Raw genomic sequence first — 11,877 nt, 5'->3', positions numbered from 1 at the left:
GGTCTTGTAGGTCGGGGATGTAGGTCTGCTCATGCACCCCAGCTACCACGCTGGATTCATGAGATGAATCCCACAGGGGTTTGTGCAACAGAGCCTCGTCAACCACCACCGCGCAACCGCGCGGGCTGTCGTTCTGCCCGTCTCGGAAGTGATCCAACAGAGCCGATCGGTTCAACTGGATCTAGGGAGGAAGATGTGGCTGCGGGTCTACGCCAAAACCAACAGGCGGGTGCGTTTCGAGGTGTCATTTGGGCGAGACGCAATTACGGCGGCAAACGGGCGCAGGCGGTTGGCAAGCCGTGCGGCCCTTGCCGCCCTGACCGAAGTTCTTATCGGATTAGCATCTCAACGGCTTACGGAACTGTTCAGGGAGGTCTCACCACCGTTGCTAGCTACGACACAGGCCACCACGGCAGACCTGCTACGGGCGATAGAAGCCTCGCACCCAGACCGGAACATTGCTGCACTTGTGCTGGACGGCTTACGCCACTTCCGGCGTGTTGTGCCCGATGGCAACCCGGAACTCTTGGCAGCGGTTCGGAAACTTAAGCGACAAGGCGTTCTGCGGATCGTTCGCCGTCAACAAAGTTGGTATGGGCTTTCGGCAAAATATCAGTCGGCACTCACCAACTTGATCGTTCTACAAGACTGAGGGTTCGGCTTCATGGCCTGCCCCTGCCATAACCGGTTATAACGAGTCACGACAGTCACCAGACCAACATGACAGGTTCCGAGAGGTTAGCGTCCTAATCCGCCCCAGCATATCGTGGGAGAAACACCATTAAAAAGTCGCCGCCCGGCCAATAATTTGCCGTACCTCCCCATGATACTTCGGCGACCCGCTTCCTCACGCCGTCGAAAGGCTTAGCATGAAGTCACTCCTTATAGCCTTCACTCTGATTTTCTCTGCCATATCGGCCTGTGCGGAGGATGTCATGGATCCTGTAAAAGCTGCCGAGCAGGCTTGTGAGGCCATGAAACCTGACTTTGAGATGATCATGCGTCTTAGACAGTCGGTGATACCTCAAAGCGACGCTCTCAGCTTGTACGATGCCGCTTACAGCGACGCCGATGGCAATCTCGCCAATGCCATGCGCAAGGAAATTCTTTTGGACACCGTAAAAAGCGCATATTTGGATTTTCTTCCGCGCAGTAGCAAGGAAGGCCAAGAACAAACAGTTAGGAACTTCGTCAAGATGCAAGAGCTTGCGTGTCAAGTAAATTGGCTTCAGAGGTTCTTGGGGATTCGTTGAATTCCGCTGCGTACCAGATTAGTTCTTGTTGAGTAAACTGCGAAGATACGTGCGCAATGTATCGACCCAGCGGAATCTGCTCAGGTTAAGCTGCTAATCTGAATGCCTCGGCCGGCGTGCGCATGGCAAGCGCCTGATGAGGGCGGCGGTTGTTGTAGAAGCTGATCCAGTCGCCGATAGCCCGGGTTGCGTGCTGGATGCTGTCGAAGCGTTGGCGATGGACACAGGTGAGCCTTCCCGCGACCATATGCGATGAATCCTAGCCGGAGGGAAAATCGGTGGGAAGAAAATGAAATGGGCCGCAAAAGCGGCCCATTTTCAATGCCTTATATCTGGGTCATGGTGGAGCAGAGGGGGATCGAACCCCTGACCTCGTCATTGCGAACGACGCGCTCTCCCAACTGAGCTACTGCCCCTCGACCTGAGGGCTATCTGGCTGATGATGCGCGGAATGTCAAGCGGACAGGCTGCGTTTTTCATGGGGCCATATGGGACCGCGCCGCTTTGACGCGGCCCCATGCGAAGGGCTCAGCCGAACAGGAAATCGGCGCTGCCGATTTTGCCCGCAGCCACATCCTCCAGCAGGATCGTGGTGCCGCTGTCCAGCGTGATGCGGGTATCCGCGCCGTCATTCACCGCCTCGATGGTCACAGCCGCCAAGCTGCCCCCCGACAGGACGATACGGTCCACCCGGTCGGTGAAATCGCGGATCACATCGTCGCCCTCATCGGCCAGCCGGTCATAGACAAAGCGATCCGCTCCACCGCCGCCCGTGAGGTCATCATTACCCAGCCCGCCCGAGATCGTGTCGCGGCCGCTCGCCGTCTGGATGATGTCGTTGCCGCCCGACAGATCGTAGAAGGCGAATTTCTCGATGCCGGTAAAGTTGACATCATTACCGCCCATGCCGTTGAACTGCCCGCTCCAGCCGCCACCCTCTGTCGCGGTCAGGTTGCGCAGCCAGACATCATTGGTTGCAATTGCATAGGTGAGGATCAACGTATCCACCCCTGCCCCACCATTGACCTGATCGGTGCCTCCGGCATGCAGGGCGATCACATCACTGCCCCGCCCCGTGTCGATGACGTCACCCATTGCGCCGGTGTCATGGCCGGTCACGCGGTCATTGCCACGGCCTGTTTGCAGGTTCATCCCCTCGAAGCCCTGCACCTTGCCCGAGACCAGGTATGTGGAGACCTTGTTGAGGTCGATGCGGATGGCCTTGCTGGCGATATGCAGATCGGCGGTCCAGAAATCAGTCCCGTCACCGCCATTCGCCTGATCCCGCCCACGCCCGACATCGACCAGATCGTTGCCTGCCCCGGCCAGCACCGTATCGTTGCCCTTGCCGAAGACCAGAATGTCATCGCCCCCCACGCGATCCTCGTAGCGGAAACGCTCGATCCCGGTGAAGAACAGGTCATTGCCGCCGAGACCGTTCAGACGGCCACTGTAGCCGTCCCGTCCGGCGGTCAGCCCCTCCAGCCAGACACCACCCCCGAACTCCTCCACCGTATAGCGCAGGAGATCGGCGCCGGTTCCGCCATTGGCCTGATCCGTTCCGCCATCCCAGAAGGTCAGCGTATCATTGCCCGCGCCCGAACTCAGGACATCGCTCATGTTCGCGGTCCGGTGCACGATCAGCGCGTCATTGCCCGCGCCGGTTTCAAGATCCATCCCCTCGATCCCCTTCACCCAGCCACCGCCAAGGGTTTTCGAGGTGCCGTTCAGGTTGACCTTCAGCGCCGCTGTTGCGTCGCCCAGTCGGCCCTGCCAGAAATCAAGCCCGCCGGCCCCGCCATCAATCCGGTCCTGCCCGCCGCCGCCCATCAGCGTGTCGTCACCCGCGCGGCCCAGCAGCGTGTCATTGCCGTCGCCGGTATGGATGCTGTCATTGCCACCCGAGCGATCCTCGAAGCGGAACCGCTCGATGCCGGTGAAGATCAGGTCATTGCCCCCCATGCCGTTGAAGGTGCCACTGTAGCCGCCGCCCTCGTCCGCTGTCAGATTGTTCAGCCAGACGTCATTCGTGGGCTGGGCATAGATCACCTCCAGCACATCACTGCCCGCGCCGCCGAACACCTGATCCGTGGCGCCCATGTAGATGCGGATACGGTCATTACCCGCCCCGGTGGAGACGACATCATAGCCCACACCGCTGGCATGGTTGGTGATGACGTCGTTGCCCGCGCCGGTCGTCAGGTCCAGCGCCTCGACATTGCGCACCTCGGCCCCGTCGGCGAAGGAAGAGATCGCGTTGATGTTCACGGTCACATTGCCGCTGAACCAGCTGACATTGGCCTGCCAGCGGTCGGTGCCCGCACCACCATCGACGGTATCGCGCCCGCCATTGCCATAAAGGCTGTCATCGCCCGCGCCACCGATCAGATTGTCATCACCGTCGCCCGTGACGATGGAATCATTTCCCCCGGCCCGGTCGATGAAGGTGAAATGGCCGAAGCCCGCGAAGAAGGCGTCATTGCCCCCCATCCCGTCGAACTTGCCCTCGTAGCCCGATGCGGGATGTTCAGCCCCCGAGCCCGCCGGGCTCAGGGTATTGAGCCAGACATCATTTGTCTCGGCATCATAGATATAGGTCAGCCGGTCGTTCACCCCGCCGGTCACAAGATCGGCCGCCCTGTTGGTAATCGTGACATCTGCCATAGCAACCTCCCATCAAATCCGAATATGATTATATTTCTGATTCGAGGGGGCCGCCTTGGCCTGCATCAAATCGGCCTACATGCCGACGGCGACTCAGGGCCGCAGGTTCTGCCGCACGAAATCCGCGATCTGAGCCGCAGGCCGTGCCCCCGCCAGCCGGGCGACCTCGCGCCCGCGATGGTAAAGCACCAGCGCCGGAATACCCTGAATCCGCGCACGTCCGGCGATATCCGGGTGATCTTCGGTATTCAGCCTGGCCAGACGCACCTCGGGGGCCAGCGCCTTCGCCGCTTTGGCGAATTCGGGCGCCATCGCCCGGCAGGGGCCACACCACGGCGCCCAGTAATCCACCAGCAACGGCAGGTCATCACCCCGCACCGCCTTGTCATGGCTCAGCCGATCCAGCTCGTGCACGCGGCCATCGTCCAGCGGCTCGCCACAACTGCCGCATTTCGGCGCGGCCGACAGACGGTCGCGGGGCACCCGGTTCATCTGCCCGCAGGTAGCACAGGCCAGTTTCACGGCTTCCATCGGAGCCTCCATTCATATTCCCGTTGCGGAATATATTGGCGATACCCCGAACACCCGCAAGGGGCCTAGATTGCGAAAACCACGCCATAGGCCAGCGCCCCACCCAGGGTCGCCAGCACGACCGAGCGGCGCCAGAACCACAGGCCGATCACCGCCACCGTTCCCGCCCAGAACGCCGCCTGCGCCCCGCCCGTCAGCAGGGGCAGAACCGAAACGGCAAACAGCGCCGCAATCGCCGCCGGGCCGATCGCGGCCAGCATCCGCCCCGGCCAGCCCCCCGCAGACAGCGCCGACAGGTTCAGCCGGAACGGCAGATAGCGAAACGCCCATGTCGCCGCGCCTACGGACACCACCAGTGCCAGAACCTCAGCCCTCATGCCCGCCCCCGCGGCAACCCGGCCAGAGCCCCGGCCACCATCCCGGAAAGAATCCCTGAGGTCGCCGAATGCAGCAGCGTCACCCCGATGGTCACTGCCGCCGCCACCGCGATCACCGGCAATTGCGCCCGGCTCAGGATCGACAGCAGAAGCGCCAGAAACAGCGCGGGCAACATGAAGCCCAGCGCCGCCTCGACCGCCGGATAGGCCGCCAGTGCCCCGCCCCCTGCCGCCGCCCCCGCAGCGGTGCCCGAAACCCAGGCGGCATAGGCCGCCAGCCCCAGCCCGAACATGAACGGCTCCGAAAACCGCCGCCCGCGCGACAGCGCGCCCAGCGCAGTGCCAAACACCTCGTCCGTCAGCCCGAAGGCCCAGGCCCAGGCGCGCCGCGTCGCCTGTTCATGCCCCGCCGCCGCCATAAGGGCCGGACCATAGGCCAGATGGCGCAAGCCCATCGCCACCAGCGTGAATACTGACACCAGCAGCGGCGCCCCGCCCGAAACCAGCGCCACGGCCAGAAACTGCGCCGCGCCGGAATACATGATCACTGAAGGCCATCACCTCGGCAAAGCCAAGCCCCGCCCGCGTTCCGGCCACACCAAAAGAAAAGGCAATGGGAAAATATCCCAGCACAATCGGCAGCGCCGCCATCAGCCCCGCCGCGAACCCGCTTTCCCCCTGCCGCATCACACCCCCAAGACCGACCCGGATGCAGCTAAAGGCCAGACGCTTCCGCGTCCAGCCCTGCATTTGCTTCTTGCCCAAATACTCAGAAAACACCGGTCGCCCCGCGCAAAAGCCGGGCGGCCGGGCGCCTTCATTCCGCCGCCATGTAGCTTTCAACCGGCGGGCAGATGCAGATCAGATTGCGGTCACCATAGACGTTATCCACCCGCCCGACCGGCGGCCAGTATTTGTCCACCCGGAAGGCCCCGGGCGGGAAGCAGCCCTGCTCGCGCGGGTATTTCCGTTCCCAGTCGGCGACCAGATCTTCCACCGTATGCGGCGCATGGCGTAGCGGGCTGTCCTCGGCGGAAATCTCGCCCGCCTCCACCGCCTTGATCTCGGCGCGGATCGCCAGCAGCGCGGTAATGAAACGGTCGATCTCGGCCTTGGTCTCGCTCTCCGTCGGCTCCACCATCAGCGTGCCCGCCACCGGCCAGCTCATCGTCGGTGCGTGGAAACCGTTATCAATCAGACGCTTGGCGATGTCATCCACCGTCACGCCCGCTTCCGCGAAAGGCCGGGTGTCGAGGATGCATTCATGCGCCACACGCCCCCGGTTGCCCATGAACAGCACCTCATAGGCACCCTTCAGCCGGGCCGCGATGTAATTCGCGTTCAGGATCGCCACGCGCGTCGCCTGCGTCAGCCCTGCACCGCCCATCATCAGGCAATAGGCCCATGAAATCAGCAGGATGCTTGCTGAGCCGTAGGGCGCCGCCGAAACCGGCCCCTCGGCGCCTCCCGTCTCGGGGTGCCCCGGCAGATAGGGCGCCAGATGCGCCTTCACGCCGATCGGCCCCATGCCCGGCCCGCCGCCACCATGCGGGATGGCAAAGGTCTTGTGCAGGTTCAGGTGGCTGACGTCGCCGCCCACCTCGCCCGGCTTCACCAGACCCACCATGGCATTCATGTTGGCGCCGTCGATATAGACCTGCCCGCCGTGCTCATGCGTGATCTTGCAGATCTCGCGCACGGTTTCCTCGAACACGCCATGGGTGGAGGGATAGGTGATCATGCAGGCCGCCAGACGGTCGCCCGCCTCGGCGGCGCGGGCGCGGAAATCCTCGACGTCCACGTCGCCATTGGCCGAGGATTTCACCACCACCACCTTCATCCCCGCCATCTGCGCAGAGGCCGGGTTGGTGCCATGGGCCGATACCGGGATCAGGCAGACATCGCGATGCTCTTCGCCCCTTGCCCGGTGATAGGCCTGAATGGTCAGAAGCCCGGCATACTCGCCCTGCGCACCGCTGTTGGGCTGCATCGAGAAGGCGTCATAGCCGGTGATCTCGCACAGCTTCTCCGACAGGTCGGAAATCGCCTCGTGATAGCCCGCCGCCTGATCCGCCGGCACGAAGGGGTGCAGGCTGGAAAACTCGGGCCAGGTGATCGGCATCATCTCGGCCGCCGCGTTCAGTTTCATCGTGCACGACCCCAGCGGGATCATCGCCCGGTCCAGCGCGAGGTCACGGTCGCTGAGACGCCGCATGTAGCGCATCATCTCGGATTCCGCGCGGTTCATGTGGAAGACCGGATGGGTCAGCACCTCGGATGTCCGCAGCATCGCCTCGGGGAAGCCGAGGTCGGCGCTGACCGGCGGCGCGGTATGGATGCCAAAGGCGCGCAGCACACGGGCCAGAACGTCCTCGTTGGTGGTCTCGTCCAGGCTGATGCCAACGTGGTCATTGCCCACCTTGCGGAAGTTCAGCCCCTCAAGCCGCGCGGCGGCCAGAATACCGGCCTGCCCCACGCCCACATTCACCGTGATCGTGTCGAAGAAATGCTTCTGCGGCAGCACCGCCCCCGCCTCGCGCAGGGCACTGGCCAGCCGCACGGTATAGGAATGCACCCGTTCGGCAATGGCGCGCAGGCCCACCGGCCCGTGGAACACCGCATACATGCTGGCCATCACCGCCAGCAGCGCCTGCGCCGTACAGACATTCGACGTCGCCTTTTCCCGCCGGATATGCTGTTCGCGGGTCTGGAGGCTCAACCGATAGGCCTTGTTGCCCCGCGCATCGATGGAGACACCGACGATCCGCCCCGGCATGGCGCGTTTCATGTCGTCCTTACAGGACATGAAGGCGGCATGCGGCCCGCCATAGCCCATCGGCACGCCGAAGCGTTGCGCGGAGCCCACGGCGATGTCGGCCCCCATCTCGCCCGGCGCTTTCAGCATCATCAGCGCCAGCAGGTCGGTCGCCACCACGGCCACCGCCTTCGCGGCGTGCAAACGGTCGATCCAGGGTTCCAGATCGCGGACATTGCCCCAGGTGCCCGGATACTGGAAGATCGCGCCGAACACCTTTTCCGGCTCAAGGAACTCGGGGTCTGCCACGATGACCTCGATCCCGAGCGGCAGCGCGCGGGTGCGGATCACTTCAATGGTCTGCGGGTGGCAATGCGTGTCGACGAAGAAGGCGCGGGCCTTCGATTTCGCCACGCGCTCGGCCATGGCCATGGCCTCGGCCGCCGCCGTCGCCTCGTCCAAGAGGCTTGCGTTCGCCACTGGCAGCCCGGTCAGATCGGCCACCATGGTCTGATAGTTCAGCAGCGCCTCAAGCCTGCCCTGCGCGATTTCGGGCTGATAGGGGGTATAGGCGGTATACCAGGCCGGGTTTTCCAGAATGTTGCGCTGGATCGCGGGCGGGGTCACGGTGCCGTAATAGCCCTGCCCGATAAGGCTGGTCATCACCCGGTTCTTGGCCGCCACCCCGCGGAGCTTCGCCAGAAGCTCATGCTCGGACAAGGGCGCCCAGCCCAGGGGCGTTTCCTGCCGGATTGAGGCGGGGATGGTTTCGTCGATCAGCGCCTCCAGCGTGGGCACGCCCACGGCCTTCAGCATATCCGTCATCTCGGCCGGAGACGGGCCGATATGACGGCGGTTGGCGAAATCGTAAGGGTTGTAGTCGGTCGGTGTGAAGGTCATGTCACATCCCGCGACGGACCATGCCGCCGCGCTCCCATTTTCGGTCCGAAATAACGTGGTGGTGCAGGGGCGGCGCCCCCGCCCTTGCCGTCTTCAGCCAACCGGCCTCAGCCGATCAGTTCCTTGTATTCGTCCTCGTCCATGAAATCGTCGAGCACGCTCAGATCATCGAGCTTCATCTTGAAGAACCACGCTTCCCCCAGCGGGTCTTCGTTCACCAGACCGGGGTTGTCGGCGAGTTTCTCGTTCACGGCGACAATCTCGCCCTCGACCGGGGCGAGGATGTCCGAGGCTGCCTTGACGCTTTCGATCACACAAACCTCATCCCCGGCGCCGACTTGCGTTTCCGGCTCGGGCAGTTCGACAAAAACCACATCGCCCAGCGCCTCGGCCGCGTGTTCAGTGATGCCGACCACCACAACATCGCCCTCGACGCGCAGCCACTCGTGTTCCTTGGTATATTTCATTGTCTTAGCCCTGTTTCAGCGTTTGTAGGTGGTAGGTTGGAACGGCATGTCGGCCACCGTCACCGGCTGGCGCTTGCCGCGCAATTCGCCCGCGAGGGCGGTTCCGGTGGCGGCGTGGTCCGCCGTGACATAGCCCATGGCAATCGGAGCCTCGACTGAAGGCCCGAACCCGCCCGAGGTGATGCGGCCCACGGCGGTCTCGCCTGCGTAAAGCTCGACCCCCTCGCGCATCGGCGCGCGGCCCTCGGGGCGCAGGCCGACGCGGCGGCGGGCCGGACCTTCGGCCAGTTCACGCAGGATGCGCGCGGCACCGGGGAAGCCGCCTTCGCGGGCGCCGCCCGTGCGACGGGCCTTCTGGATCGCCCAGGTCAGACCGGCCTCGACGGGCGAAGTCGTCTCGTCAATGTCATGCCCATAAAGGCAAAGTCCGGCCTCAAGCCGCAGGCTGTCGCGCGCGCCAAGCCCGATGGGCGCAACCTCCGCCATCGCCAGGAGCGCGCGGGCCAGCCCCTCGGCCCCGCCATCTGGCACCGAGATTTCATAGCCATCCTCGCCGGTATAGCCCGAGCGGCTGATCCACAGCTCGCCGAACACCGTCGGCACCTGCGCCACATCCATGAAGCGCATCGCAGCCACCTGCGGCACCAGCCGCGCCAGCGCGGCCTCCGCCGCCGGGCCTTGCAGCGCCAGCAGCGCGCGGTCGGTCACCGGCAGAACCTCGGTGGTGGCGGAAAGATGCGCCTGCATATGCGCGATGTCGGCGGCCTTGCAGGCGGCGTTCACCACGACGAACAGATGATCGCCGCGATTGGCGAACATCAGGTCATCCAGAATGCCGCCCGCGTCATTGGTGAACAGGCCATAGCGCTGCCGCCCCTCGGCCAGCCCGGCCACATCGACCGGCATCAGCCGCTCGAAATCCAGCGCGGTGGCCTCGTAGCTGCCTTTGGGCCGCAGGATCACCTGTCCCATGTGGCTGACATCGAACAGCCCCGCAGCCGCGCGGGTGTGAAGATGTTCCTTCAGCACCCCCATCGGGTATTGCACGGGCATGGAATAGCCCGCGAAGGGCACCATCTTGCCGCCCAGTTCCTCATGCAGGTCATTGAGACCCAGCCGCAAAAGGTCGCTCACGCGCGCCTCCTCTTCCGCCGGTCATCGCATAGGTCCGGCACCTGTCGACAGGCCAACCCCTGTCGTGCGGTGCCCCCTCTGTCCCTGCCCTTGCCATGCCGGCTTCGGACGCCTGAGATCGTTATCCCTTCGGCGGGCGCGTCGCGCGCCACTCTCCAGAGTCTTCTGCCAAGACGGTCCTGTCGCCTGAGAGTTTACCGGGGCGGTTGCTCCTTCGGCACCGGCTCCGAGGTGAGTGACCCCCGCCGGATTCTCCCGATCCTGACAAGTTCACTGCTAGCCCAGCCGCCCCGTCGGAGGCAAGGGAAATTTCGTATCCGACGGTATGCCAACCATTTCCGACATGGCCAGCATACGCCGGTCAATCACGCGCAAAGCAAGCCAGACAGCCAGCACCCCGAAAACGATGCCGCCGACCGCCTGCCCGATCAGCACCCCTTGCGGGCCATAGCTCTGCCCCAGCCACCAGGCAAAGGGCACCGTGCCCAAGGTATGCCGCCCCCAGTTGATGAGCGTCGCCTGAAACGCAGCGCCCAGATTGTTGCAGGCGGCATTCGCCACGAAGATCAAGCCATTGAAGAAGAACAGCAGGCTCAGCGGACCGCAGAACAGGAAGACCAGTTCGCGGGTCAGCCCCTCAGCATGGAACAACGCGGCGATGGGCGCGCGCAGCAGAAACAGCAGTGCCGACATGCCAAGGATCACAAGGCCAGTGAACCGGATGGCGTCAAAGAAGGCACGACGCACGCGGTCCATCCGGCGCGCACCAAGATTCTGGCCGATGATCGGGCCGATGGCCCCCGCAAGAGCAAAGATCATGCCGAAGGCGACCGGCGTCAGCCGCCCCGCGATGGCCATGCCCGCCACGGCGGCCTCGCCATAGCCCGCGACCATCCGCGTCACCAGCGCCTGCCCCACAGGGGTGGCAAGCTGGGTCAGGATCGCGGGGCCGGAGATGGCCGACAGCGGCGCGACCGCCCCGCGCAGGCTGGGCGCCGAAACCGGGCTGAAGCCACCATGCCGCCGCCAGATCGGCCAAAGCGCCATGACCACCATCGCGATGCGCGATCCCCAGCCCGCAATGGCGGCGCCGGTCAGCCCCAGATCAGCCCACAGGATCAGCACCGGGTCCAGCGCCGCCAGCACGACCGCACCCCAGACCGTGACCATCATCGACGCCCGCGCCTCGCCATGCGCGCGCAGGATCGCCGCGCCGATCATCCCGATCATCAGCAGCGGCTGCCCGGGCGTCACCAGTTGCAGGAACCATAGCGTCAGTTCCGCCGTGCGGCCCGTCGCCCCCAGGAGGTCCACGATCTGCGGCAGCAAAAACCAGACAACGGCCGAAAAGACGATGCCGAACAGCGCCCCCAGCACCAGGCCCTGCGTCGCCCTGTCCCGCGCCAGCACCGGGTCGCGCGCGCCCACTGCCTGCGCGGTCAGCGCCGAGACACCGATCGACAGGCCGATGCCGAAGGCAGTGGTGAAAAACAGCACCGCCCCGCCATAGCCCACAGCCGCCGTCGCCTCGGGATCGCGCAGCCAGGAGATGTAGACCATGTTGATCAGATCGACGACGAAAATGGCCATCAGCCCGACCGACGAGGTCAGCGACATCACCGCCACATGGGCAAACAGATTGCCCTCCACAAACCGCGCCTGCGCCATCGTCCCGTCCCTGTCCGTTCGCGGCGCCAGTCAGCGCCGACCGAGCGGAAATGTCCAGCCCGGACGGGCCGGCCCGCCCCTCCGAAACGGCGATTGCCGGAATCCCCGCCCTATGTCAGCATCGGCGG

Annotated in this window: 11 protein-coding genes, 1 tRNA gene and 1 riboswitch; of the genes, 2 read left to right on the top strand and 10 right to left on the bottom strand. The window is 64.4% G+C overall.

Features of this window, described 5'->3' with window-relative positions:
* Positions 1-193 precede the first annotated feature (193 nt).
* On the top strand, positions 194-652 hold the full coding sequence (locus C8N34_RS25990) for a hypothetical protein (protein ID WP_145693651.1): 459 nt from the start codon (positions 194-196) through the stop codon (positions 650-652).
* A 283-nt stretch (positions 653-935) separates the two neighbouring features.
* A complete protein-coding gene (locus C8N34_RS19535) occupies positions 936-1,253 on the top strand; it encodes a hypothetical protein (RefSeq protein ID WP_145693652.1) in 318 nt (105 codons plus the stop codon).
* Positions 1,254-1,338: 85 nt separating this feature from the next.
* On the opposite strand, the gene C8N34_RS27320 is transcribed toward C8N34_RS19535, so the two are convergent.
* The 10 genes from C8N34_RS27320 to C8N34_RS19485 form a co-directional block, all read right to left on the bottom strand.
* Positions 1,339-1,500 carry an integrase core domain-containing protein gene (locus tag C8N34_RS27320; RefSeq protein ID WP_199750708.1) on the bottom strand — a complete coding sequence of 54 codons (162 nt, stop codon included), beginning with the start codon at positions 1,498-1,500 and terminating at the stop codon, positions 1,339-1,341.
* Between the two features lie 93 nt (positions 1,501-1,593).
* Positions 1,594-1,669: transfer RNA gene (locus tag C8N34_RS19525), tRNA-Ala, on the bottom strand.
* A gap of 112 nt (positions 1,670-1,781) precedes the next feature.
* The gene (locus tag C8N34_RS19520) at positions 1,782-3,917 is read right to left on the bottom strand and encodes a calcium-binding protein (RefSeq protein ID WP_108130171.1); all 2,136 of its coding nucleotides are present in this window, start codon (positions 3,915-3,917) and stop codon (positions 1,782-1,784) included.
* Positions 3,918-4,010: 93 nt separating this feature from the next.
* Positions 4,011-4,448, bottom strand: coding sequence for a thioredoxin TrxC (gene trxC / locus C8N34_RS19515; protein WP_170120566.1), 438 nt, complete (start codon positions 4,446-4,448; stop codon positions 4,011-4,013).
* A 65-nt stretch (positions 4,449-4,513) separates the two neighbouring features.
* The gene (locus C8N34_RS19510; RefSeq protein WP_054303174.1) at positions 4,514-4,825 is read right to left on the bottom strand and encodes an AzlD domain-containing protein; all 312 of its coding nucleotides are present in this window, start codon (positions 4,823-4,825) and stop codon (positions 4,514-4,516) included.
* Positions 4,822-5,367, bottom strand: a complete 546-nt coding sequence (locus tag C8N34_RS19505) for an AzlC family ABC transporter permease (protein WP_242013850.1) — start codon at positions 5,365-5,367, stop codon at positions 4,822-4,824. Before C8N34_RS19505 ends, C8N34_RS19510 begins: the two co-directional genes overlap by 4 nt.
* Positions 5,368-5,642: 275 nt before the next feature.
* Positions 5,643-8,480 (bottom strand): aminomethyl-transferring glycine dehydrogenase, encoded by a 2,838-nt coding sequence (gcvP, locus tag C8N34_RS19500; RefSeq protein WP_108130169.1) that lies wholly within the window; start codon positions 8,478-8,480, stop codon positions 5,643-5,645.
* Between the two features lie 107 nt (positions 8,481-8,587).
* A complete protein-coding gene (gene gcvH, locus C8N34_RS19495) occupies positions 8,588-8,947 on the bottom strand; it encodes a glycine cleavage system protein GcvH (RefSeq protein WP_054303172.1) in 360 nt (119 codons plus the stop codon).
* Between the two features lie 15 nt (positions 8,948-8,962).
* Entirely contained in the window at positions 8,963-10,081 is a 1,119-nt protein-coding gene (gene gcvT / locus C8N34_RS19490) for a glycine cleavage system aminomethyltransferase GcvT (RefSeq protein WP_108130168.1), read from the bottom strand.
* Between the two features lie 165 nt (positions 10,082-10,246).
* Positions 10,247-10,349, bottom strand: a riboswitch (glycine riboswitch).
* 8 nt (positions 10,350-10,357) lie between these two features.
* The gene (locus C8N34_RS19485; protein WP_108130177.1) at positions 10,358-11,749 is read right to left on the bottom strand and encodes an MATE family efflux transporter; all 1,392 of its coding nucleotides are present in this window, start codon (positions 11,747-11,749) and stop codon (positions 10,358-10,360) included.
* Positions 11,750-11,877 lie beyond the last annotated feature (128 nt).

The organism is Gemmobacter caeni (assembly GCF_003054195.1).
GTDB classification, from domain to species: Bacteria; Pseudomonadota; Alphaproteobacteria; order Rhodobacterales; family Rhodobacteraceae; genus Gemmobacter; species Gemmobacter caeni.
This window is presented reverse-complemented; position numbering and strand designations above follow the sequence as displayed.